The sequence below is a fragment of the Lachnoclostridium sp. An169 genome (genome assembly GCF_002160525.1).
GTDB lineage: Bacteria > Bacillota > Clostridia > Lachnospirales > Lachnospiraceae > Mediterraneibacter > Mediterraneibacter cottocaccae.
Genome location: NZ_NFKT01000020.1, coordinates 25,510 through 49,215, shown reverse-complemented (window position 1 = coordinate 49,215; position 23,706 = coordinate 25,510). Strand labels below are relative to the sequence as shown.

The 23,706-nt window shown below is 51.1% G+C and carries 22 protein-coding genes; 20 read left to right on the top strand and 2 right to left on the bottom strand.

Features of this window, described 5'->3' with window-relative positions; genetic code table 11:
• Positions 1–20: 20 nt before the first annotated feature.
• The 10 genes from B5F07_RS14055 to B5F07_RS14010 all read left to right on the top strand — a co-directional run bounded on the left by B5F07_RS14055 (position 21) and on the right by B5F07_RS14010 (position 10,686).
• Complete coding sequence (locus B5F07_RS14055) at positions 21–1,496, top strand: flippase (RefSeq protein ID WP_087161908.1); 1,476 nt, start codon at positions 21–23, stop codon at positions 1,494–1,496.
• 32 nt (positions 1,497–1,528) lie between these two features.
• The gene (locus B5F07_RS14050) at positions 1,529–2,656 is read left to right on the top strand and encodes a glycosyltransferase family 2 protein (protein WP_087161907.1); all 1,128 of its coding nucleotides are present in this window, start codon (positions 1,529–1,531) and stop codon (positions 2,654–2,656) included.
• On the top strand, positions 2,643–3,884 hold the full coding sequence (locus B5F07_RS14045) for a nucleotide sugar dehydrogenase (RefSeq protein WP_087161950.1): 1,242 nt from the start codon (positions 2,643–2,645) through the stop codon (positions 3,882–3,884). Before B5F07_RS14050 ends, B5F07_RS14045 begins: the two co-directional genes overlap by 14 nt.
• A gap of 481 nt (positions 3,885–4,365) precedes the next feature.
• Complete coding sequence (locus B5F07_RS14040) at positions 4,366–5,067, top strand: glycosyltransferase family 2 protein (RefSeq protein ID WP_087161906.1); 702 nt, start codon at positions 4,366–4,368, stop codon at positions 5,065–5,067.
• Between the two features lie 15 nt (positions 5,068–5,082).
• Positions 5,083–5,556: a DUF2304 domain-containing protein gene (locus tag B5F07_RS14035; protein WP_087161905.1), complete on the top strand. Its 474-nt coding sequence runs from the start codon at positions 5,083–5,085 to the stop codon at positions 5,554–5,556.
• A gap of 19 nt (positions 5,557–5,575) precedes the next feature.
• Positions 5,576–6,646: a radical SAM protein gene (locus tag B5F07_RS14030; protein ID WP_087161904.1), complete on the top strand. Its 1,071-nt coding sequence runs from the start codon at positions 5,576–5,578 to the stop codon at positions 6,644–6,646.
• A 328-nt stretch (positions 6,647–6,974) separates the two neighbouring features.
• Positions 6,975–7,928: an Rpn family recombination-promoting nuclease/putative transposase gene (locus B5F07_RS14025; protein ID WP_087161903.1), complete on the top strand. Its 954-nt coding sequence runs from the start codon at positions 6,975–6,977 to the stop codon at positions 7,926–7,928.
• 30 nt (positions 7,929–7,958) lie between these two features.
• Positions 7,959–8,534: a tRNA (mnm(5)s(2)U34)-methyltransferase gene (locus tag B5F07_RS14020; RefSeq protein ID WP_087161902.1), complete on the top strand. Its 576-nt coding sequence runs from the start codon at positions 7,959–7,961 to the stop codon at positions 8,532–8,534.
• 22 nt (positions 8,535–8,556) lie between these two features.
• Positions 8,557–9,795 (top strand): GTPase HflX, encoded by a 1,239-nt coding sequence (gene hflX / locus B5F07_RS14015; protein ID WP_191403473.1) that lies wholly within the window; start codon positions 8,557–8,559, stop codon positions 9,793–9,795.
• 99 nt (positions 9,796–9,894) lie between these two features.
• Positions 9,895–10,686 (top strand): nitroreductase family protein, encoded by a 792-nt coding sequence (locus B5F07_RS14010; protein WP_087161948.1) that lies wholly within the window; start codon positions 9,895–9,897, stop codon positions 10,684–10,686.
• Positions 10,687–10,713: 27 nt separating this feature from the next.
• Here B5F07_RS14010 and pduB read toward each other — a convergent pair whose 3' ends face one another.
• Positions 10,714–11,439, bottom strand: a complete 726-nt coding sequence (pduB, locus tag B5F07_RS14005; protein WP_087161901.1) for a microcompartment protein PduB — start codon at positions 11,437–11,439, stop codon at positions 10,714–10,716.
• Positions 11,440–11,463: 24 nt separating this feature from the next.
• Entirely contained in the window at positions 11,464–12,195 is a 732-nt protein-coding gene (gene ymfI / locus B5F07_RS14000) for an elongation factor P 5-aminopentanone reductase (RefSeq protein ID WP_087161900.1), read from the bottom strand.
• Between the two features lie 236 nt (positions 12,196–12,431).
• On the opposite strand from ymfI, the gene B5F07_RS13995 reads away from it, so the two are divergent.
• From B5F07_RS13995 to sigF, 10 genes are all read left to right on the top strand, one after another.
• Positions 12,432–12,695, top strand: coding sequence for a hypothetical protein (locus tag B5F07_RS13995; RefSeq protein WP_140398022.1), 264 nt, complete (start codon positions 12,432–12,434; stop codon positions 12,693–12,695).
• Between the two features lie 224 nt (positions 12,696–12,919).
• On the top strand, positions 12,920–13,690 hold the full coding sequence (locus B5F07_RS13990) for a glucosaminidase domain-containing protein (RefSeq protein WP_242972535.1): 771 nt from the start codon (positions 12,920–12,922) through the stop codon (positions 13,688–13,690).
• Positions 13,691–14,212: 522 nt separating this feature from the next.
• Positions 14,213–16,864: a valine--tRNA ligase gene (locus tag B5F07_RS13985; protein ID WP_087161898.1), complete on the top strand. Its 2,652-nt coding sequence runs from the start codon at positions 14,213–14,215 to the stop codon at positions 16,862–16,864.
• Between the two features lie 58 nt (positions 16,865–16,922).
• On the top strand, positions 16,923–19,136 hold the full coding sequence (locus B5F07_RS13980; protein WP_087161897.1) for an LTA synthase family protein: 2,214 nt from the start codon (positions 16,923–16,925) through the stop codon (positions 19,134–19,136).
• Positions 19,136–20,419, top strand: a complete 1,284-nt coding sequence (locus B5F07_RS13975; protein ID WP_087161946.1) for a bifunctional folylpolyglutamate synthase/dihydrofolate synthase — start codon at positions 19,136–19,138, stop codon at positions 20,417–20,419. The genes B5F07_RS13980 and B5F07_RS13975 overlap by 1 nt, the downstream gene beginning before the upstream one ends.
• Positions 20,420–20,557 (top strand): hypothetical protein, encoded by a 138-nt coding sequence (locus tag B5F07_RS22850; protein ID WP_191403479.1) that lies wholly within the window; start codon positions 20,420–20,422, stop codon positions 20,555–20,557.
• 38 nt (positions 20,558–20,595) lie between these two features.
• Positions 20,596–21,984, top strand: coding sequence for a tetratricopeptide repeat protein (locus tag B5F07_RS13970; RefSeq protein ID WP_087161896.1), 1,389 nt, complete (start codon positions 20,596–20,598; stop codon positions 21,982–21,984).
• 202 nt (positions 21,985–22,186) lie between these two features.
• Positions 22,187–22,501: an STAS domain-containing protein gene (locus B5F07_RS13965; RefSeq protein WP_087161895.1), complete on the top strand. Its 315-nt coding sequence runs from the start codon at positions 22,187–22,189 to the stop codon at positions 22,499–22,501.
• Entirely contained in the window at positions 22,498–22,953 is a 456-nt protein-coding gene (gene spoIIAB / locus B5F07_RS13960; RefSeq protein WP_087161894.1) for an anti-sigma F factor, read from the top strand. The genes B5F07_RS13965 and spoIIAB overlap by 4 nt, the downstream gene beginning before the upstream one ends.
• Positions 22,932–23,648 carry an RNA polymerase sporulation sigma factor SigF gene (sigF, locus tag B5F07_RS13955; RefSeq protein WP_087161893.1) on the top strand — a complete coding sequence of 239 codons (717 nt, stop codon included), beginning with the start codon at positions 22,932–22,934 and terminating at the stop codon, positions 23,646–23,648. The genes spoIIAB and sigF overlap by 22 nt, the downstream gene beginning before the upstream one ends.
• Positions 23,649–23,706: the final 58 nt, after the last annotated feature.

Here is a 23,706-nt window from a genome sequence, read left to right as displayed (position 1 = left end):
ACAGGAGATGGCGCGGCAATATGAATGTATTTAAGAACTTTTTGTATAATGCAGGGTATCAGCTTCTGATTATCGTTGTGCCCTTTATCCTCTCACCTTATGTGTCCCGGGTTATCGGACCGGAGGGCGTGGGAACCTACTCCTATACTTATTCCATCACCGCCCTGACCGCCCTGTTCGCCAACCTGGGTGTGCTCAAATACGGGAACCGGGAGATTGCGGGATGCAGGGACAACCGGGAGAAATGTTCCCGGATCTTTGCCGAGCTGATGTCCATGAAGATTGCCTGCGGCATTGTCGTAGCGGCCTGCTTCCTTCTCTACATCCGTTTCTTTGCGGGGGAGTACCGGACGGCTTTCCTCATGCAGATACCGGTGATTCTCTCCTATGTGGCAGATGTCAGCTGGGTGTTCTGGGGAATGCAGGAGTTCAGGAAGACGGCGCTGGTAAGCAGCGCCGTGAAGCTGCTCTCGGTTGTCTTTGTATTTGTCTTTGTCAGAACCGGCAATGACACGGAGATATACATTCTGATCCTGGCATCTTCCATGCTCCTTGTGCAGCTGATTCTCTGGGCTTTTCTGCCCCGTTACATCGATATCAGGCTGTCGCTGCGCTTCCTGGCAAACCGGCACTGGAAGAGCATGGTGCTCCTGTTTTTTCCGGTGCTGGCAAGATATCTGTATATCACCATGGACAAGATCATGATCGGCAGGATGGTGGGAATCACAGAGGTGGGATATTACGAAAATGTGCAGAGCATCACTACCACCCTGGTCCATGTGCTCACCGCCCTGGGGGATGTGATCATGCCCCAGATGACGCTGTACTTCGGAAAGAAGAAAAAAGAGGAGGCGGAGCGGCTGTTTGCCGCGGCGTTCCACCTGAGCACATTTCTTGCGGTGGGGATGATGTTCGGGCTGATCGGAGTGGCAGACTCCTTTGTTCCATGGTTTTACGGAGAAAAATTCACCGCAAGTGTTCCCCTGCTCATGACGGTGGCGCCTCTTGTGCTGCTGACAGGATACTCGGACCTGATCCGGAACGTGTTCCTGCTGCCGCAGTATAAGGACCGGGAGTATATGATCGCACTCGCAGCAGGGGCCGGAGCGAATTTCCTGATTAATTTTGCGCTGATACCGCGGATGAAAAGTACCGGCGCGGTGATCGGGACCCTGGCTGCGGAATTCCTTGTCCTTGCGATCCAGACCGCTTTTGTGCAGAGGGAGTTCCGGGTGATCCGCTATCTCAGGAAAACAGTCGTTTACTGCATCCTGGGGGCGCTGATTCTGATCCCGTGCCGGGGAATCCGTGAGATTACGGAGAACCTGACCGCAAGAGTGATTCTGGATGTGGCGGCAGGCGGAATGCTTTACAGCGGATGTGTGTTCCTGTATTTGAGACAGTTTGAAAAGACTGTGTTTGCGACCATAAGCAGTCAGATGCTCCGCATGATACCGTGCCGGACGGGCAGGGACGGCAGAAAAGATGACAGATAAGAAGGCTGGACGAAGGACCGGAGGGATGACAGATGAAAGACAGGATCAGTGTGATTGTGCCAGTTTACAACGAAAAAAAATATCTGGGAGACTGTGTGGAGAGCATTCTCTCCCAGACCTGGGAAAATATTGAGGTGTTCCTGATAGACGACGGCTCGGATGGGGAGACTGCGGCGCTGTGCGACGCCGCGGCGGCAAAGGATGAGAGAATCCGGGTGATCCATAAAAAGAATGAAGGGTCAGCCGTTGCCAGGGAGACGGGCATCCGGCTGGCCACGGGAAAATGGGCTGCCTTCATTGATTCCGACGACTGTCTGGACGGAGAGAATGCCCTGGCTGTCCTGGCAGAGCGCGCAGAGCAGAGCGGAGCGGATATTACGGTGGGAAACTACAGAAGGGAGAGCGGCGAAGGATTGAGTGCCAGAAAAGAACAGCACTTTTTCCACATGCAGGACCAGCGCTGCGTCCGCTTCCGTTTCTGCGGTTTTATCCGGGACGGGCACCTGGCCTATGAATGGGGAAAACTGTACCGGCTGGATTTTATCCGGGAAAACGGGATACATCATACGCCCTATCCGTTTACCCAGGATAAGGCATTTAACATGAAATGCTGCCTGGCTGGTGCAAAGTATGCTTTTACAGACGAAAGCGTGTACCGGTACCGGATGAATGAGAACGGAGTTACATTTTCCTATAAAAAGCAGTTCCCGGCTGTCTGGACAGCCATCGCAGAAGAATTCGACGAGACACAGGCAGGTCTTCCGGAGGAAAAAAGGATGGGGGATCTGACGGCAACCCATGTTCTGCTCGGACTCTACTATTACGGCAAACAGGAGATCCTGGCAGGGAAAATGATTCCCCGGGAGATCCGGGAACATCTGGCAGCGTATATGGAGGTTCCGGTAGTTTCCGGGGCTGCGCGCAGATACCGGAGAGAGAAATATGGAAAACAGTTCGGAAGCTTTATGTGGAAAATACTGTTCGATATACTGGCGTTTCTGACCGAACACCGGATGAGCGGCACTGCCTGTCTCATGTTCCAGGCGATGCTCCTGCTGGAGGTGGAAAATCAGGTGAGTACGCGCCGTTACCGGAAGAAAAGAGGGAATGCGGGGAAGCAAAGAGGGGACGAAAGAGGAAGGAAAAATGAGAAAGTTTGAGGAACTGAAGATTGCTGTTGCCGGCACGGGCTATGTGGGGCTTTCGCTTGCCGTACTGCTGGCCCAGCACCATACAGTGACAGCCGTGGATATTATTGCGGAAAAGGCAGAACTGATCAACAGCAGAAAATCTCCGATCCGGGATGAGTATATCGAAAAATATCTGGCGGAAAAGAATCTGGATCTGACGGCAACACTGGACGGAGAGTCGGCCTATTCGGAGGCGGACTTTGTCGTTATCGCAGCGCCCACCAACTATGACAGTAAAAAGAACTATTTTGATACTTCCGCAGTTGAGGCTGTCATCGATCTGGTCATGAAGGTTAATCCGGATGCCGTCATGGTAATTAAATCCACCGTTCCGGTAGGTTATACAGAACATATCAGAAATGAAAAAAAGACGGATCACATTATTTTCAGTCCGGAATTCCTGCGGGAATCCAGAGCCCTGTATGATAACCTTTATCCCAACCGGATTATTGTCTCCTGTGATCCTGCCACTGAGGAAGCGGCGCACATCTTCGCGCGCCTTCTGCAGGAGGGTGCGGTCAAAGAAGAAATTCCCACATTGTTTATGGGATTTACCGAGGCGGAGGCGGTGAAACTTTTTGCCAATACATATCTCGCCCTGCGAGTCAGCTATTTTAATGAGCTTGACACCTATGCGGAGATGAAGGGGCTGAATACAAAAGAGATTATAGAAGGGGTGTGTCTTGACCCGAGAATCGGATTTCACTATAACAACCCGTCATTCGGGTACGGCGGCTACTGTCTGCCCAAGGACACCAGGCAGCTCCTGGCCAATTATCAGGATATTCCGGAGAATCTGATCGAAGCGATAGTGAAGAGCAATCAGACAAGAAAGGATTATATTGCCGACCGGGTACTGGAACTTGCGGATGCATACGGGGCAGACGACACATGGGATGAAAGCAGGGAAAGAACCGTTGTGATCGGGGTATACCGCCTGACAATGAAAAGCAATTCCGACAATTTCCGCCAGAGCAGCATCCAGAGTGTTATGAAACGGATCAAGGCAAACGGCGCCACAGTGATCATTTATGAGCCGACGCTGAAAGACGGGGAGACATTTTTGGGAAGCAGAGTTGTCAATGACCTGGAAGAATTCAAAAAGCAGAGCCAGGCAATTCTGGCAAACAGGTATGACGCATGTCTGGATGACGTGAAAAATAAAGTTTATACGAGGGATATTTTCGGGAGAGACTGATCCGGAGCAGCGAAGCAGCTGCAACAGTATCCGGAGCAGGCTGTATCAGACAGAATTGACGTTTCCCTGATTTTTCGGGTGCGTAAGAATCAGGAAAACGGTTGCAAAACCGGAAAAAAAGCGATAGTATATATGTAGTAACCAAATGGGGAATAAAAGGGAAGGAGAATATAGATGAAAAGCTGGGAGAATCCGAAAGTAAAAGTTTTTAATGTAAAGATGGATGAGAATATTGCGGACAGCGGAAACGGCACACAGGTGATTACTTTGCAGCAGTCTCTTCCTGTTTAGCTTAGCACGTTAGATATTCAATGATATGAGAATATATCAGTTTTGGTTGTTCAAATAACTGACTATTAAGAGTTTAAGAGAAGGGCAGAGCATTTTTACAGATGCAGAAGCCCTTTTCTCCTGTATAAAGCATGGCACCGGGCTGTGGCGGATCCGGCAGATGTAAGAAAACACGGAATGAGGAACTGTGATGAAGGAAGAGCAAAAGAGAAGTTCACTGCTTGTAGTGATACCGGCATACAACGAAGAGAAGAATATACATATGGTTATTGAAGACCTGCAGAGAAACTGTCCCCAGTATGATTATCTGATTATCAACGACGGCAGTACTGACCGGACTCTCAATGTCTGCAGGAAGGCAGGATACAACATTCTCGATCTGCCGGTCAATCTGGGGCTGGCCGGGGCATTTCAGGCGGGGATGCGCTACGCCCTGCAGAACGGGTATAAATATGCAGTTCAGTTTGACGGGGACGGACAGCATCTGGCAGAGTTCATTCCTTCTATGGAAAAGTGTGCAGAAGATAAAAAGTGTAATATTGTGATTGCTTCCCGGTACATTGAAGGGAAAAAGGGAAAATCGCTCCGGGAAATCGGCAGCAGGCTGATCAGCCTGAGTATACGGATCGCCACAGGAAAGCGGATCAAGGATCCTACATCGGGAATGCGTCTGTATGACAGATCCGTGATAAAAAGACTGGCAATGCAGATGAATTATGACCCGGAGCCGGATACACTGGCGGCCCTTCTCAAAGGCGGGGCAAAAGTCTGCGAGATTCCTGCGGTGATGAACGAGAGGCTTTACGGTGCAAGCTATCTTACATTTACCAATTCCATAAAATATATGTGTTATATCTGTACTTCCATTCTGGTGGTACACTGGCTGAGATAGGAGGAGGAAAAAGAAATGTCACTGGTTCTGCGGATTATTCTTATACTGGCGTCCGTCGGCACCTGCTTTTACATATCAAGAAAACTGAAAAAAGCGCAGGTTGATACCCATGACACGATATTCTGGATCCTGTTTTCCTGTATCCTGATACTGGTCAGTATTTTCCCGAAGGCTGCAGACTGGATGGCTCAGAGACTTGGGATTTATTCGACCGTAAACATGGTCTTCCTGCTTATTATCTTTGCACTGCTGCTGCGGGTATTCCAACTTACGATCAAGAGTTCCCAGATGGAGCACAAGATCCGGATCCTTGTGGAGGAACTCGCGATCCGTGACAAAGCGGTGCAGGTGTCGGAAGAAAAGATACTCGAAGGACAGAAAAAGGAAAGAGTATGGGTGAAACCGGAGATGAAAATCTGCTATTTCCATACGTCCGGATCGGGATGTGAACGTGAAAATCCGGAGAACAAATATTACAGCGAAAGCTGACAGAAGGGGGAAAAACGATATGCCGGATTGTGGATTCCTGGAATTTGGGTTGGACGAATATATGTCTCAGATCAGAAAGGCAGCGTATGAGAGAAAGCTTCCATTTAAAGGAGTCTTTGAGCTCACACCCAGATGCAATTTTAACTGCAATATGTGCTATGTTCATCTGAAACCGGATGAAATCCCTTCGGTGGGCAGGGAGCTTTCTGCAGGTGAATGGATCAGTATCGCAGAAGAGCTGCAGAGAGCCGGGATGATCGAACTGACGCTTACAGGCGGCGAACCCTTCGTGCGCCGGGACTTCCGGGAGATCTACGAAGCGGTTCACGATATGGGATTTCTGATCCAGATTTTTTCCAACGGATACCTGCTCGACGAGGAGATGATTTCCTGGCTTGTGAAACGGCCTCCCCGGGTGATGCGTTTTACTCTCTATGGCGCCTCCGATGAGAGTTATCAGAGCGTCTGCGGGATTCCTGACGGTTTTACAAGAGTGAAGCGCTCGGTGGAGCTGTTGAGAGAGGCGGGAATTCCGCTCTATCTGGCAGCAACGGTTACAAAGGAAAATGAAAGTGATCTGGAAGGAATTTACCGGTATGCAGAGCAGAATCGCCTTCCGATCATTCACACATCCAGTCTGATCAATCCGGTCCGGGGAGCATCGGCAGACGCGAAAAGCCATGAGATTGAGCGGCAGCTTCCTCCGACGGAAGTGATCCGGCAGATCCGGGCACAGAGCAGGGGAAAATTCCCGAGAAAACCATGTACGGATTTCCTGAAAGTGTGCGGAAATTATCGGACAGGATTCTGCCTGACGTGGAATGGAATGCTGCAGCTGTGCGCTTTTCTCAGTGAACCGGCAGTTCCGGTGCAGCCGGGGAGATTTATGGAGTGCTGGGAGCAGCTCCTGGGAAGACTGGAACTTTTAAGACAGCCGGAGGAATGCCGTTCCTGTAAATACGAGCAGTACTGTGAGCGGTGTCCGGGTCTGCTGTATGCGGAAAACGGCGGCTGCGACAGGATCTCCGAAGGATTCTGCAGAAAGGCGGAGTACAATTATCTGCTCTATGGAAAACCGCTGGATAATTAAGGATTACTGAGAAAAATAAGAAACACAATGTGGATAACTTTTCATAACTTCTGTTAGTTTGTTGATAACCCTGCTTTTTATAAAACAGTGGTTGTAATTCAAAGTGAATCATGATATGGTGAATGCACCCGGAGAATAGAAATGCCGTCTGGCATGGAGCAAGTTCCGGGTGCATTCAAACATTCTGAGAAATCTGAACAGAGCAGCTCTGAGACAGGAGATCTGAAAAATAATTCAGCCGGCAGTTCTGCCGGGATAATCCAGAGTTTGAACAGTAACCTGACGGGTGGTGTTTTCGGAGAGAACGTGGTAAGATAAAGAGGACAATATGAACAAAGAAGAGAGAAAAGTCAATGACCGTGAAGAAAACTTAACGTATGAAGAACACCAGGAAAACAGCGGAAAGAATGACGATTTTATTATGCTTCCCACGGTAGATTTCTGCTTTAAAGAGCTGATGAACAATGAGAAGGTGCGGAAAGGGTTTATCGCGGCTGTTCTCGGAAAAAATCCGGAGGAGATACGTAGGACAACACTGATCCCTACAGAGCTGCGTAAAGATTCCGGAGACGATAAACTGGGAATTCTTGATGTGAGCGTGGAACTGGAAGGCGGCGGAAAACTCAACATGGAGATGCAGGTTCCGTATTTTGAATTCTGGCCGAACCGGGTTCTGTTTTATGAATGCAAGGTATATACCGGGCAGATCCGAAAGGGTGAGTCCTATGAGGTGTTAAAACCCTGTATCCATGTCAGTATCCTTGATTTCCTTCATTTTCCCCGGGATAATCGCTGTTATCGGAAAATTGCCCTATGTGATGTGGAGACCGGAGAACAGTATACGAACCTGATGGAACTGCACATTCTGGAATTGAAAAAACTGCCGGAGGAAGATAAGAACGAGAAAGGTGTGATCCGCTGGATGCGTTTTCTAAGCGGGAAGACCAAAAAGGAGTTCGAAGATATGGCAGAGAAAGATGAATATTTTGAAGAAGCCTATAATGAATTAAAGAGGCTGAGCATGGATGAGAAAAAGAGGCTGGAGTATGAGGCGAGAGAACGGGCTGTCCTGGATTATAACACACAGATGAGGAGTGCGGAACGGCGCGGAGAAAAGCGTGGGTTTGAGTTGGGGGAACGGGCTGCGCAGAAGAAAATGCTTGGGAAAATGCTGGAAAACGGAATCAGCCTTGATGTGGCGGCAGACATGTTGGAAATAAACAGGAAAGAAGCAGAAGAGTTGCAGGAAGAATGGAATAAGGAGCAGACTATGTCGCAATAAAGCGGCGTGTTTCACGACCAGGAGGAGATCATGTCCGATTTCAGAACGAAATACCAGATAACAGAATATTGTCACCATTTTCTTGCAGACTATATCTGTGAAGGAGACTGCTGTGTTGACGCTACCTGCGGAAACGGGAATGATACTCTTTTCCTCTGTCAGAATGTGGGAAGGGCAGGAAAAGTATATGCTTTTGACGTACAGGAGACAGCCGTGGAAAACACCCGCCGCCGTCTGACAGAAGCAGGATGTGAGGATCGTGCCGTATTAATCTGCGGCGGACACGAGCATATGTCCTCATATGTCCGGGAAAAGATCAGCGTGATTATGTTTAATTTCGGCTATCTGCCGGGAGGAGATCACAGTCTGGCGACAAAGGCAGAGACAAGCCTTATGGCAGTGAAACAGGGACTTGACCTTCTGAAAACAGGAGGGGTGATGGGGCTGTGCATCTACAGCGGAGGAGATACAGGCTATGAAGAAAAGGAAGCACTGCTCGGATATCTGAAAAATCTGGATCCCGGGAAATGGCTTGTACTGATACATGAATTTTATAACAGGAAAAACGATCCGCCGCTTCCGGTGTTTGTTATCCGGTTAAAATAAGGAAAGACAGAGGAACGAACTTATGTTGTATGATATGGAACATGTTGAGGAGCGGGTAATTCTCGTAGCTGTGGAGGCAGGCGGCGAGATCCCTGCGGATCAGTCCCTGGACGAACTCGCTGAACTTGCAAAAACGGCGGGCGCACAGGTGGCGGGAAGAGTGATTCAGGCGAGAGAGTCCGTTCATCCGGGGACGTATGTGGGAAAAGGGAAGATTGAGGAACTTAAGGATCTGATCTGGGAGACTGACGCCACGGGAATTATCTGTGATGATGAGCTGACCAGCGCACAGCTTGGGAACCTGGAAGAAGCCCTGTCAGTAAAAATTATGGACCGGACCCTTCTGATTCTGGATATTTTTGCTGCACGTGCAGTGTCCGGAGAAGGAAAGATCCAGGTGGAACTGGCACAGTTGCGCTACCGTGCCTCCCGGCTTTCGGGGCTTGGAAAATCGCTGTCCCGTCTGGGCGGCGGAATCGGGACGAGAGGTCCCGGAGAAAAGAAGCTGGAGATGGACCGCAGGCTTATCCGGGAGCGCATCAGCCGCCTTAAGCGGGAGCTGAAAGACGTGGAGCGCCACCGGGATCTTATCCGTGCGCAGCGAAGAAATTCCGGACTGAAAGTGGCTGCTCTTGTGGGATACACTTCAGCGGGAAAGAGCAGTATTGAAAATGCCCTGACCGATGCGGGAATTCTGGAGGATGCCATGCTGTTTTCCACACTGGATACCACAACCCGCTCGCTGATGCTTGACAATACCCAGGAAATCCTGATCACCGATACAGTCGGTTTTATACGGAAACTTCCCCATCATCTCGTGGAAGCATTTAAGAGTACACTGGAAGAGGCAAAGTATGCCGATATTATCATCCATGTTGTGGATGCGTCTAATCCACAGATGGATACGCAGATGCATGTGGTGTATGAGACGCTGCGCCAGCTTGGAGCGGAGGGGAAACCGGTAGTAACGCTGTTCAATAAGCAGGACCGTCTGGAACATCCGGTGAATCAGCGGGATTTTCAGGCGGACTATTCCATTCTGACTTCTGCCAAAACCGGACAGGGACTGGATGAACTGAAGGAAGCTCTCCTTGAGATTATCCGGAAAGACCAGATTTATATTGAGAGGCTGTATGACTTTGGAGAGGCCGGAAAAATCCAGCTGATCCGAAGCAGGGGACAGCTTGTTTCCGAGGAGTATGTGCCGGAGGGAATCGCGGTAAAAGCGTATGTGCCGCCGGAGATATATGGCAGGGTATAAGAAAGTGCGCGGCGCAACTTACAGGTGAAGTGCAGGATGAGAAGCGGAAAGAAGAGAAACGCAAGAGAAGAAGTGCAAAGAGTATCAGGAGGACAGACAATGATTGTAATAGACAGAGAAAAATGTATTGGCTGCGGGCAGTGCGTAAGCGACTGTCCTGCAGACAGACTGAAGCTGGAGGAAGGAAAGGCTGTTTACACACCGGAATGCATTCAGTGCGGACACTGCGTGGCAGTCTGTCCGGTGAGAGCCGTGGCAATTCCGGAATACGACATGGATGAAGTGGAAGAGTATGATGCGGAGAAGTTTCATCTGGAACCGGAGCATTTTCTGCATGCCCTGAAATTCCGCCGGAGTATCCGCAGATATAAAGACCAGCATGTGGAGCAGGAGAAACTGGAACGCATCCTTCAGGCGGGACGGTACACGGAAACCGCAAAGAACCGGCAGGGATGCCGCTTTATCGTGGTCCAGGAACATCTGGAAGAATTTAAGGATCTTCTCTGGGAGGAAGTGCCCCGGATGGCAGAGAGTATCAAAAAGACAATGCCCCACTATTCCATGCTGTTCAAGTTCATGTACCGGAAAAGAAGGAAAGACAGGGCGGATGACGGCCTGTTCTTTAATGCTCCGGTCTGCGTGGTGATCGGTGCGGAAAATACCCTGGACGCCGGGCTGGCAGCGGCGAATATGGAGACGATGGCTGTTGCCGAAGGTCTGGGAGTGCTCTTTGACGGATACCTTCAGAGCGTAGTGGAGGCATGTCCGAAGGCGAAAGAGTGGCTTGGCATACCGGACCTCCCGGCGGCCTGCTGTATGCTGCTGGGATATCCGGCGGTTACATACAGAAGGACAGCGCCGAGAAAAAAGGCTGACATACAGTGGAAATAAAGCACGGCACAGCAAACCGGAATACTGTCAAAGAAATGGTCTGGATGGTGTCTCCGGATAGCTGCCGAGGGATACAAGAAGCTGCAGTCCGACCTCCCTGGCGGTGAGAACGGCATTTTTCACCGCGTCCGCGTCACCGGTGACGGCTGCGATCACCTCGTTGGAGTGACTGGTGCCGTTGTCCGGTGTCATGTACTTTACGATCTCTACAGGTGAGGATTTGACTGCCAGATCTGCCATTACAAGACCGATTGCCGCCGGGGAACCGCAGAAAAATCCGAAGGGCTTCCCCACCGGCGCGTTAAATGCCATGTTCAGCGCCCGGTCTGCGCAGGCCGAATAGGTGAATTCCAGATGCCCTGCCTGGCTGATGTAAAGCTCGCCCGCATATTTTTCAATATATTTCAGGGAAATGTCCACTGCCCGGCGAACATCCGACACACTGTCGCCGCCGAGGATGATAAAGCAGCCGTGTCCGCCCCATCCTTTTGTGTCCCGTGGAAGTTCGATGGAGACGACTTCCGTGTTGGTAGATTTTACCGCCTCATCGACGGCGTTGATCTGTCCTGCGGCGCCGGTGCGGGAACTGATCAGACCGAGACTTTTGTACTGCTTTTTCAGGTTCATTTTATCCAGAAGAGAGGGCTCGATTCCGGGAATTACAAGCCCGATAGTGTCCAGAACAGTCGTTCCGACAAATTCAGTAAGTGAACAGTCCATGGGAATGGACGTCAGGTTGTTTACATCAATCATAGTTGTAGAAATCCTCCGTTATGTTTATATAAATCCCCCGTCAAAACCGATAATCTGTCCGGTCAGGTATTCCGGGGCTTCGGCCAGCATGAGAACCATCTTCGCGGCTTCTTCCGGGGAGGCGAATCTTCCTGCCGGAACTTCTTCCATAAGCGCGCTGCGCTCTTCTGCATCAAGCCGGGCATTCATATCCGTATCGATCACCCCGCAGGCAATGGCATTTACCTGAATATTGCTGGGCGCAAGTTCTTTGGCAAGGGCTTTTGTCAATCCGTTGAGTCCTGCTTTTGAGGCGGAATAGGCGGCTTCGCAGGAAGCGCCGGAAGTTCCCCACATGGAGGAGATATTTATAATCCGTCCGCTTTTCCGGGAAACCATGTATGGAATAGCGGCGCGGCAGCAGTAAAATGCCGAAGAGAGGTTTGTGCTGATGACTGTATTCCAGTCTTCATCCGTCATATCGGTCAGAAGTCCAAACCAGGCGATCCCGGCATTGTTGACCAGCACGTCCAGACCATCTGTTTCTGCCTCGATTTTGAGGAAGAGAGCGCGCACGTCTTCCGGTCTGCTGACATCTCCGGGAAGAACTGTACAAGTCCCTCCTGATGAGCGGATCTCTTCCGCCAGCTTTTCCAGTTTATCCCTCGATTTTCTGCCATTTATAAAAACATGATAACCGGCTCCGGAAAATGCCAGGGCACAGGCGCGGCCAATGCCACGGGAAGAACCGGTAATCAGAACAGTTCTGCGTTTCAAAGGAAACTCTCCTTTTTAATGTATTTGGGCATTATGCCCATCCATAACAGTATAGCATAGAGTAAAAAAAGGAGAAAGAGATTTCTTCCGGATGAAAGACAGAAAATTGACGAAATACTGAGTGAAATATATGCCCCATAAGGATAAATTAGGTGGAGATTCAGGAAAAAATGTGCTAGTATAATAACAGAAACTGCATGATTAAAATTGCAGCGAAAGAAAAGGGGGTGAGTGGAATGAAGACATGGAAATCACCGGAGATGAAGGTGTTCAGTGTAAAGATGAACGAGAATATTGCGGCAAGTGGTGATGATAGCGGGAGTGGGTATGAAGTAAAATATATTTACTATGACCTCGGCGGTATTACCAGGGGTGGTGCAGATTACAGATGTACCAGTGACGGCATCATCCAGGATACGAATATTACATATACTACGGGTGAAATGCAGAATACTGTATCCGGAGATAAGGTAACAGCTATTTCCGGCTGCCTCGCATAATCATTATACGCAGATCCGGGTGGTTTACTTTGAACTGTCCGGATCTGCTTCTCTCTGTCTTTTGTGCCTGATATCTGAGACAGGAAAAATTTCCTTATTTGAATATTTTTCCCTTGTATAGTAATATATTGTCATATGAGCGGAGCGCCCCGCCGTAACATCCGTACAACTGACGGATACACAGCGGCAGTCCGCCAAAAAACGAAAAAAGACAGGGAGCATATATGAACTGGAACAAGGACAGAATGAAATTATATATGGAAGCGGGACTTGCCGTGCTGCTTGTCCTGACGCTGGCGCTTGCCGGGGCGGTGGGAGTATTTTCCGGCAGGGGCAGCTCTGTGCGTGCGGAACAGGAACAGAGTTCCGGCTATTCCGGCAGCGGACAGGAAAATGGAAGTACGGGAGACGGGCAGACAGACACGCAGAACAGTGATGGGGCGGAGGGCGCAGAGGCCGCGGAAGCAAGCTACCTGATCATGGGAGAGAGTTCGGTGACGGTTCAGCAGATGGTGGATTATTTCAACGCTTCCGGCTATACATATCCTGCAGAAGAGCTGGGGGCCGGCGGCGCGGATTCCATCGAGACATTCTGTCAGATGTACTACGAGGAAGCATCTGCGGAGGGGGTACGCCCGGAGGTGGCTTTTGCCCAGACCATGAAGGAGACCGGTTTCCTTCAGTACGGAGGCGATGCTTCCATCGAGCAGTTCAATTTTGCCGGACTCGGGACTACAGGGGGCGGAGTGCCGGGAAACTCCTATGCGGATGTGCGCACCGGGATCCGTGCCCAGATCCAGCATCTGAAAGCATATGCAACGACGGATCCGCTCCTCGGGGAATGTGTGGATGACCGCTATGACTATGTGAAAAAAGGCTCGGCGCCCTACGTGGAGTGGCTGGGGCAGCAGGAAAACCCGTCGGGAACCGGATGGGCGACAGCAGACAATTATGGGTACGATATTGTCGGGATGATTGATGATATCATTTCTTAAGAAAAGCGAAATATCTGCTTAAGCATCGCCGAAACTGCTTGACAAACGGGAATCCGACGGCTATAGTATTTGTAGTTAATTATTAGTTAACAACTTGGTAAACATTTGTAAAAGGTATTGAGGAAGAGGAGTACACCATTTCCTCCGTCAGAGAGAACCGTCCGGGTGATCCGGCTGAAAGGCGGTTTCGGAAACGAGTGGTGGAAGGTAGCTTCTGAACCGGATATCTGAAAGACGGGAAGCTGCAGCCTTACGGAAGCCTGTAAGCCCGCGGAGACTGCAGAACTGTAGATAGGATATCCCGGAGTGGTCCGCGTTAAAGGACTATGAGGTATATGCAGGCCCAGTACAGCAGGCGCGCATATATGAACGAAGGTGGTACCGCGTAATTTTTCGCCCTTTACATTTGTAAAGGGCTTTCTTTTTGCAGAAAAAAGTGAAAATTCGGTGAACACGAGCAGCAATTCGCGGACAAGAACACGTAAATGTAAGCTTTGTAAGAGGGAAGACAAGGAGAGAACTATGAGCAGAGAACTGGAAAAGACCTACGATCCCAAGAAAATCGAGGAAAAACTGTATGACAAGTGGTGCAAAAACAAATATTTCCACGCCGAGGTGGACCGGAGCAGAAAGCCGTTTACCACGGTGATGCCGCCTCCGAATATCACGGGAAAGCTGCATATGGGTCACGCGCTTGACAATACCCTGCAGGATATTCTGATCCGCTACAAGAGAATGGAAGGGTACAATGCCCTGTGGATTCCGGGAACGGACCATGCGGCCATTTCCACGGAAGTCAAGGTGACGAACCAGCTTAAGGAAGAGGGCATTGACAAGAAAGAACTGGGGCGTGAAGGCTTCTTAAAGAGAACATGGCAGTGGAAGGAAGAGTACGCGGGAACCATTGAGAACCAGCTGAAGAAACTGGGAATCTCCTGCGACTGGGACAGAGAGCGTTTCACCATGGACGAGGGATGTTCCAAAGCGGTAGAAGAAGTATTCATCAATTTATATAAGAAGGGATACATTTACAAAGGATCCCGGATCATCAACTGGTGCCCGAAATGTAAGACGTCCCTTTCCGACGCCGAGGTTATACACGAGGATCAGGAAGGACATTTCTGGCATATCAAATACCCCATTGTGGGCGAGGAAGGCCGGTTCCTTGAGATCGCTACCACCCGGCCGGAGACTATGCTGGGTGATACCGCCATCGCAGTGCACCCGGACGATGAGAGGTACAAAGACCTGATCGGAAAGCATGTGATCCTGCCTCTTGTAAACCGGGAAATTCCGGTTGTGGCAGACTATTATGTTGACAAGGAGTTCGGAACCGGAGCCGTGAAGATCACGCCGGCCCATGACCCGAATGATTTCGAGGTAGGAAAGCGCCACAACCTGGAAGAGATCAACATCATGAATGACGACGCCACCATCAATGAGAACGGCGGAAAATATGCGGGAATGGACCGCTATGAGGCGAGAGCGGCGATTGTGAAAGACCTGGATGAGCAGGGGTATCTGGTAAAGGTTGTTCCCCACACCCATGCAGTGGGAACCCATGACCGCTGCGGCACAACGGTGGAGCCGCTGGTAAAACAGCAGTGGTTCGTGCGCATGGACGAGCTGGCAAAACCGGCAATCGCGGCACTTGAGAAAGGGGAGCTGAAGTTTGTTCCCGAGCGGTTTAACAAGATATATCTGAACTGGCTTGAAAATATCCGTGACTGGTGTATTTCCCGCCAGATCTGGTGGGGACACAGGATTCCGGCGTACTACTGCGATGAGTGCGGCGAGATCGTGGTTTCAAAGGGAATGCCGGAGAAGTGCCCGAAGTGCGGCTGTACCCATCTGACACAGGATGAGGATACCCTGGATACATGGTTCTCCTCGGCGCTTTGGCCCTTCTCCACACTGGGCTGGCCGGAACACACGGAGGATTATGACTATTTCTATCCCACAGACGTGCTGGTAACCGGATACGATATCATTTTCTTCTGGGTTATCCGTATGGTGTTCTCGGGATATGAGCACACGGGAAAATCACCGTTCCACACAGTGCTGATCCACGGCCTTGTGCGGGATTCCCAGGGACGCAAGATGAGCAAGTCCTTAGGAAACGGAATCGATCCGCTGGAGATCATCGACAAGTACGGCGCAGATGCATTGAGGCTTACTCTTGTGACAGGAAATGCACCGGGAAATGACATGCGTTTCTACAACGAGAGAGTGGAGGCAAGCCGGAACTTTGCCAACAAGGTATGGAACGCTTCCCGGTTTATCCTGATGAACATGAAAGAGGAAGGCGTCACAGAGCCGGACAGCGCACTGTTCACACCGGCGGACCGCTGGATCCTCTCGGCGGTAAACACACTGGCGAAAGACGTGACGGAGAACATGGACAAATTCGAGCTGGGTATTGCCGTGCAGAAAGTCTATGACTTCATCTGGGATGAGTTCTGCGACTGGTATGTGGAGCTGGCAAAATACAGGATCTACCACGCAGAGGAAGACCCGGCTGCTTACAACTGCGTGCTCTGGGTGCTCAAGACGGTGCTCGGACAGGCGTTAAAACTGCTTCATCCGTTTATGCCGTTTATCACGGAGGAGATCTACAGCGCGCTTGTACCGGAAGAAGAGTCGCTGATGATGTCCAGCTGGCCGGAATATAAGGAAGCATGGAACTTCCCGGCAGATGAAAATGTGATGGAGCACATCAAGGCTATTACAAGAGGAATCCGGAATACCCGTTCGGAGATGGATGTTCCGAACAGCAGAAAGACAAAAGTATATGTGATCTGCCAGGACAAAGAGCTCTGTGCGGGAATCGGAGAGATGACAGAGTCCGTAAAACCGCTGATGATGGCCTCCGATATCATTATCGAGGAGACGAAAGAAGGCGTGGCGGACAACGCGGTATCCGTCGTAGTGCCGGATGCAGTCGTATATCTGCCGCTGGAGGACCTGGTGGACTTCGAACAGGAACTTGAGAGACTGAAGAAGGAAGAAGAGAGACTTGGCAAAGAGATAAAGAGGGCGCAGGGAATGCTCGCAAACGAAAAGTTTGTCAGCAAGGCTCCTGAAGCGAAAGTACAGGAGGAACGTGAGAAACTGGAAAAATATACACAGATGCTCGCCCAGGTGAAAGAGCGTATGGCAGGGCTTGCAAAATAGCAGCCCGCCGGCGCCCGGCGTGTCTGTGTAAAAAAGCAAGATAGAAAAGAGGTCACAGATGAAGCGCATTCACATAAAAAAGCCTGACATAAAAGGATTCTTTTTCAAGGTCAGAAACCTGAAACCATCGGATATCCGGATCTGGTTCCGGGAGAGGAAAGAGAGGCGGCAGCGCATCCTGGAGGCGCGCAGAAACAGCCCCTTTGCAAAAAAAATGCAGCCGGTCTACGCGTGGATGAATATATTTTCCCTGCCGCTGCAGTTAGTTCTTTCCTGCATTATCAACTTTTTCATAGAGGTGATCTCCCGCCACTCTCTGTTTGCGGCGTGGGATTACATGGTGGAGACGCCGCTGGTATTTTTATACAATGCATTTCTGATTTTTGCGACCTTTATGCTTGTGTACCTGGTGCGGCGGCGGGTGTTCGCCCGTATACTGCTGAGTGTGTTCTGGCTTTTTCTGGGCGCGTGCAACGGCTACCTTCTGTTCAAGAGGGTTACGCCCTTTAACGCCCAGGACCTGAAAGTCCTCTCCGACGCCCTTGAGCTGACAGGAAATTATTTTACACCGGTAGAGCTGGTCCTGCTGATCATCGGTATCGTGGCGGTGATCCTCTGGGTTGTCTCCATGTGGAGAAGAGGCGGGCAGTACCGGGGACGGATGCACCGGATTGTTGCACTGATCGGTGCTGTTGCCTCCTTTGCCCTTTGTCTTGTGCTGACCAATGTGGCGATTGACAAGCGTGTGATCTCCAACTATTTCGGAAATATCGCCTTTGCCTATGAAGATTACGGATTCCCTTACTGCTTTTCCGCAAGTCTTTTCAACACCGGAATCAACGAGCCGGCGGACTACAGCGAGGAGACTATGGACGCAATCAGCAATAACGGGGAGATTACGAAAAATGAGACCGGGCGGTCGGCGGATGAGCTGCCGAATATCATGTTCGTGCAGCTGGAGTCCTTCTTTGACCCCACGGAGGTGGAGTGGCTGCGGTTTTCCGAGGATCCGATCCCGAATCTGAGAAAACTCTTCGCCGAGTATTCCGCCGGATATTTCAAGGTGCCGTCCGTAGGTGCGGGAACGGCAAACACGGAGTTTGAAGTTCTCACCGGCATGAGCATGCGCTACTTCGGTCCCGGTGAGTACCCGTATAAGACTTATGTGAAGACGAATACCCTGGAGAGCGCGGCAACGGCCCTGACCAGTCTCGGGTACGGTGCGGAAGCCCTCCACAACAATGGCGGCAATTTCTACAGCCGTGCCCAGGTGTTCAACAATATGGGCTTTGACCACTACACAAGCAAGGAGTTTATGAATATCCTGCAGACGACCCCGGAGGGATGGGCGACGGATGACATTCTCGTGCCCAATATTATGGAGTCCATGGACACCACCGAGGGACAGGATTTCGTCTTTACCATCAGCGTGCAGGGACACGGCGAGTATCCCACGGAGCCGGTTCTGGAAGATCCGGAGATCATTGTCACCGGAGTGGAGGATGAGGGAGCGAGAAACTCCTGGGAATACTATGTGAACCAGGTGCATGAGATGGATAAGTTCGTGGGACAGCTCATTGAGGCCGTGGAGTCCAGAAACGAACCTTCCGTGATCGTGTTCTACGGAGACCATCTCCCCACCATGAATCTGGAGGCGAAGGACTTAAAGAGCCGTTATCTCTACAATACAAACTATGTGATCTGGGACAATATCGGGCTGGAGAAAATCGATGAAAACATCGCCGCATACCAGATCATGGCGGAGGTGTTTGACCGTCTGGATATCCATTCCGGTACGGTGTTCAACTACCACCAGCAGAGAAAGCAGACCAAGAATTACCTGGCAGACCTGGAGCTTCTGCAGTACGACATCATGTACGGCGATCAGTATGTCTATAAAGAGAGCGGCGAGCCGATTACCGAGGGACATATGGTCATGGGTGTGAAAGATGCCGGGATCACGGAGCTTGTGACACAGCTCGACGGGACATACAGCATCTACGGCGCCAACTTTACCAAGCAGAGCAAAGTCTACATCAATGGGGAAAAACAGAGTACGAAATTCCTGAACAATACCCGGCTTGACCTGGCAGATTCCCAGATCAGCGATGGCGATACGGTAATGGTTGCCCAGGTGGGATCCAGCAATACCATCTTCCGCACGTCGAAGACGTACCAGTATACAAACGGAACCCTGACGGAGATGCCGGATGACAGCACCGTGGAGAACGGACGTCAGGCTTTCGTCAGCGGAGATGAGGATGAACAATGATGACTTATGATGAGGCGGTAAAATACATTCTGGACATTCCCAGATTTACGAAAAAAAATGACGCGCAGCATACCAGGACATTCCTGGAATATCTGGGAAATCCCCAGGAAAAATGCAGAGTGCTCCATGTGGCGGGAACAAACGGAAAAGGGTCCGTGTGCGCTTACCTGGACGCCATGCTGCGCGCCGAAGGAAAGAAAACCGGGCGTTTTACATCGCCCCATCTTGTGAAGATCAATGAGCGGATCGCCGTTGACGGGATACCCGTCAGCGACGATCTGTTCTGTGAAGCCTTTGGGGATACTTATGCACAGGTGAAGCGGATGGAGGAGAAAGGACTTTCACATCCTACGTTTTTCGAGTTCCTTTTCGGCATGGCAATGACTGTTTTCGCCCGGGAGGGCGTGGAATATGCCGTCCTGGAAACGGGACTGGGGGGAAGGATGGATGCCACCACTGCAGTGGATCGGCCCGAAGCCTGCGTGATTACATCCATCGGCATGGACCATATGCAGTATCTGGGAAATACACTGGCAGAAATCGCCGGGGAGAAGGCGGGGATCATCCGGGAAGGAGTGCCCGTCTTTTTCGCGGAAACCTGCCCGGAAAGCGACAGCGTTATCGAAAAGACGGCTGCCGCGCGGCACAGTTTCTGTAAAAAAATCGGGAAAGACGCGTACGAAATTCTCGGAATTGAGAATAAACGTATTGCATTTTCCTGTGCAAATGCTTATTATGGAAATACCACGTGGACACTGAACAATATAGCACTCTGCCAGCCGGGGAACGCCATGCTTGCCATGGAGACCATGCGTTATCTTTTCGGGGATGAGGGACACCGGGACCGGTGGAGAGAGGCTCTTGCAGAAGTGAAGTGGGAGGGCAGGATGGAAGAGATCCTGCCGGATATTTACATTGACGGGGCGCACAATATCAGCGCTGTGGAGGCGTTTGTGGAGAGTGTCCCCAAAGACGGAAGAGGGAATATCGTTCTCTTTTCTGCGGTGAAGGATAAAGATTACAGGAAGATGATATCCTGTCTCTGCAGCCGGATGGATGCGGATCTCTATATTGTCACGCGGATCCGGGACGGACGGGCTGCGGATGCGGAAGAGCTGGGCAGGATATTCAGGGAACATACGGACAAGCCTGTCATGGTGATTACCGATCTGCCGGAAGCGCTCGGATATGCGCGGCAGAACCGGAACGGGCGCCGGGTGTGGTGTCTGGGATCGCTGTACCTGACAGGGATGATTAAGGAACTGATCCGGGAGGATGCATAGATGCTGAATTACGAAGAAGAACTGAAAAAATTCAAACCGAGCCTTGAGGTGGAGGAGATTGAAGATGCAGTTTACCAGGAAGATCTGTCGGATATGACGGATCTGATCCGGGAAGTTATGGAGAAGAAGCAGAAATAACGCGTCGGATGAAGTTAGAAAGATAATGGTGAGTATAAATGGATTATGCGAAGAAAATCGTGTACCAGTCCAACTACTGGTACAATGATGGACTGAGAAAGGCGCAGATACGCGATATGTCGGGGGCGATCGTATCTCTGCGGCACAGCCTGCAGTATAACAGGGAGAATATTGCGGCGAGAAATCTTCTGGGACTTGTATACTACGGAATCGGGGAAGTGCCCGAGGCCCTGGTGGAGTGGATCATAAGCAAGAATCTCCGCCCCAGGGACAACATTGCGGATTACTATATCCGCACGGTGCAGTCTTCGGCTAATGAGCTGGAGACCATGAACCAGGCGATCAAGAAATATAACCAGTGCCTGGGCTACTGCAGGCAGCACGGGGAGGACCTGGCGATCATCCAGCTGAAGAAGGTGGTTATGACCCACCCGACCCTGCTGAAAGCACAGCAGCTCCTGGCGCTTCTGTACCTGCATACGGAGCAGTACTCCCGTGCGAGGCAGGTGCTGCGCACTGCGAGAAAACTGGATACCGCAAATGAGACGACACTGCGCTACCTCCACGAGCTGACTCGCCAGAGAGGCGGACGGGGCAGAAAGGTGGAGAAGAAAAAGAAAGAGGACGCCGTGGAGTACAGCCTTGGCAATGAGACCATCATTCAGCCGAAACATTCCGCTATCCGGGAGATGGCGGGACACCTGGCAGTGGCAAACATTTTCATCGGGGCTGCCATCGGGGCGGCGATCATATGGTTCCTTGTGGCTCCTGCCGTTCACCAGTCCCAGTCTGACCGGATGAACAGCCAGATGCGGGAATACAGCGAACAGATTGACGCCCTTCAGGCGCAGATCAGCGCCCAGACGAGGACGCTGGACGAGTACCGTGCCGCAGGAGATGACGCTGCCGCGGCGACTGCAAAGGCGCAAGCCACATCAGCCAGTTACGAGAGCCTGCTGACTGTGTCGGATCAGAACCGTTCCGGAGAGTACTCGGATGCGACTCTGGCGGATACGCTTCTCACCATTACCAGGGACAGTCTGGGGGCAGAGGGGCAGGCGCTCTATGATGAGCTTGCATCGGATATTTATCCCAATGCGTGCCGTACCAACTTCCGCAGCGGAACCAATGCGCTGGATGCGCAGAATTATGCGGACGCGGTTACCTACCTGGCAAAAGTGGTGCAGATGGATTCCACATATAACGGCGGAGAGGCACTGTTCCGCCTGGCACAGGCATATCTCGGAAACGGGGACACAGAAAATGCCACCACATATTTCCAGCGTGTAGTCAGCGAGTACGGAGATTCCGAATATGCGGCGGAGGCACAGACCAATCTGGATACGATCGCCCAGTCGGCGGCAGCCGGTGCGGGAACTGACACAGGAACCGGTGACGGTGCGGACACCGGCGGCGCTGCGGAATAATCCGGAAGATACAGAAGAATAAGACACCGCGGTCCGGTGTGCAGATACGAATGAGAAGGATGTGTGAAGAACATGTCCTTCTTTTTTTGTGCGATATGCCCGGCAGCCGCCATGCCTGCATGAGCGGATATCTGCCGGGCAACGGGCAGCGAACGGCGCAGCAGGGGCGAAGGACCGGATTCGGAAAGTGAGGAGGAGTAACATGAAATATCAGGTGCAGGAGAACTGTCTGACGATCTATCTGCCGAAAGAGGTGGATCATCACAACGCAGAAGAGATGAAGAAGGAGGCGGACGCGGTGATCGACCGGAATCACATCAAGTATGTGATCTTTGATTTCGAGAAAACAGATTTTATGGACAGTTCCGGAATAGGGGTAATAATGGGAAGGTATAAGACAATCTGTCTGATCGGGGGAGAGGTCTGGGCAGTTCACGCAAACGAGAGGATCCGCAAGATCCTTACTCTCTCGGGAGCCGCAAAAATCATGCAGATATATGAGGAGGAGAAGCCATGAAAAATACCAATGAAATGGAGATCAGATTTGACAGCAGGTCGGCAAACGAGGGATTTGCCAGGGTGGCGGTGGCGTCCTTTATGACACAGTTAAACCCAACGGTGGAAGAGGTGGCGGATGTCAAGACCGCGGTCTCGGAAGCGGTGACAAATGCCATTATCCACGGGTATGACAGTGAGACGGAGAAAGTGTGCATCCGCTGCCGGATCGAGGACAACGTGCTGTACGTGGAAGTCAGCGACCGGGGCTGTGGTATCCGGGATGTGGAAGAGGCCATGCGCCCCATGTATACAAGCAAACCGGAGCAGGACCGCTCAGGCATGGGATTTGCATTTATGGAAGCATTCATGGACAGTGTGGAAGTCGAGTCGGAGCAGGGAAAGGGAACAAGAGTGAAGATGAAGAAAACCGTGGGAAAAGGAAGGGAGTTATGGACCACACAATCGCTTTGATCAGGAAATCACACGACGGGGATAAAGAAGCAAGAGAACAGCTTGTGGAAGAAAATGTGGGCCTTGTCTGGTGTGTGGTGAAGCGGTTTTACGGGCGCGGCGCCGAGGCGGAGGACCTTTTCCAGATCGGAAGTATCGGCCTTCTGAAAGCCATCGACAAATTTGACATATCCTATGATGTGAAATTTTCCACCTACGCAGTCCCCATGATCTCCGGAGAGATCAAGCGGTTCCTGCGCGACGACGGGATGATCAAGGTGAGCCGGTCCCTGAAAGAACTGGCCTACAAAAGTTTCCAGGCAAGGGAACGGCTCACCGACAGACTGGGGAGGGAACCTACCCTGGACGAGCTTTCCTGCGAGATGAACGTGGACAAAGAGGAGATCGTACAGGCCATGGAGGCAGGCGGTGAGGTGGAATCCCTGTACCGCCCGGTTCACCAGAAAGAGGGCAGCGAGGTCCGCCTTCTCGATAAAATCGAGGAAAAAGAAAGAAAAGAAGACAAAATTCTGGACCTGATGCTGCTCAGACAGCTCCTGGAGACTCTTAACTCCAGAGAAAGGCAGCTCATATATCTGCGCTACTTTGCCGACCGCACCCAGTCCGATGTGGGAAAGATCATGGGCATCTCTCAGGTCCAGGTATCCCGGATGGAGAAGCGGATCATTGAAAATCTGCGCAAAATGTCCCGATGATCACATATTTTCCGGGAAAATCCGGATAATAGATAACACACAGAGAATATGCGGAAAG

Coding starts and splice junctions, on each gene's coding strand:
- B5F07_RS13985 (WP_087161898.1), top strand. CDS start 14,213: ATGAGCAGAGAACTGGAAAAGACCTACGATCCCAAGAAAATCGAGGAA.
- hflX (WP_191403473.1), top strand. CDS start 8,557: ATGTTGTATGATATGGAACATGTTGAGGAGCGGGTAATTCTCGTAGCT.
- B5F07_RS13995 (WP_140398022.1), top strand. CDS start 12,432: ATGAAGACATGGAAATCACCGGAGATGAAGGTGTTCAGTGTAAAGATG.
- B5F07_RS14045 (WP_087161950.1), top strand. CDS start 2,643: ATGAGAAAGTTTGAGGAACTGAAGATTGCTGTTGCCGGCACGGGCTAT.
- B5F07_RS14025 (WP_087161903.1), top strand. CDS start 6,975: ATGAACAAAGAAGAGAGAAAAGTCAATGACCGTGAAGAAAACTTAACG.
- sigF (WP_087161893.1), top strand. CDS start 22,932: ATGGACCACACAATCGCTTTGATCAGGAAATCACACGACGGGGATAAA.
- B5F07_RS13975 (WP_087161946.1), top strand. CDS start 19,136: ATGACTTATGATGAGGCGGTAAAATACATTCTGGACATTCCCAGATTT.
- B5F07_RS14035 (WP_087161905.1), top strand. CDS start 5,083: ATGTCACTGGTTCTGCGGATTATTCTTATACTGGCGTCCGTCGGCACC.
- B5F07_RS13965 (WP_087161895.1), top strand. CDS start 22,187: ATGAAATATCAGGTGCAGGAGAACTGTCTGACGATCTATCTGCCGAAA.
- B5F07_RS14030 (WP_087161904.1), top strand. CDS start 5,576: ATGCCGGATTGTGGATTCCTGGAATTTGGGTTGGACGAATATATGTCT.
- B5F07_RS14055 (WP_087161908.1), top strand. CDS start 21: ATGAATGTATTTAAGAACTTTTTGTATAATGCAGGGTATCAGCTTCTG.
- pduB (WP_087161901.1), bottom strand. CDS start 11,439: ATGATTGATGTAAACAACCTGACGTCCATTCCCATGGACTGTTCACTT.
- B5F07_RS14040 (WP_087161906.1), top strand. CDS start 4,366: ATGAAGGAAGAGCAAAAGAGAAGTTCACTGCTTGTAGTGATACCGGCA.
- B5F07_RS14020 (WP_087161902.1), top strand. CDS start 7,959: ATGTCCGATTTCAGAACGAAATACCAGATAACAGAATATTGTCACCAT.
- B5F07_RS13970 (WP_087161896.1), top strand. CDS start 20,596: ATGGATTATGCGAAGAAAATCGTGTACCAGTCCAACTACTGGTACAAT.
- B5F07_RS14050 (WP_087161907.1), top strand. CDS start 1,529: ATGAAAGACAGGATCAGTGTGATTGTGCCAGTTTACAACGAAAAAAAA.
- B5F07_RS13980 (WP_087161897.1), top strand. CDS start 16,923: ATGAAGCGCATTCACATAAAAAAGCCTGACATAAAAGGATTCTTTTTC.
- spoIIAB (WP_087161894.1), top strand. CDS start 22,498: ATGAAAAATACCAATGAAATGGAGATCAGATTTGACAGCAGGTCGGCA.
- B5F07_RS22850 (WP_191403479.1), top strand. CDS start 20,420: ATGCTGAATTACGAAGAAGAACTGAAAAAATTCAAACCGAGCCTTGAG.
- B5F07_RS14010 (WP_087161948.1), top strand. CDS start 9,895: ATGATTGTAATAGACAGAGAAAAATGTATTGGCTGCGGGCAGTGCGTA.
- B5F07_RS13990 (WP_242972535.1), top strand. CDS start 12,920: ATGAACTGGAACAAGGACAGAATGAAATTATATATGGAAGCGGGACTT.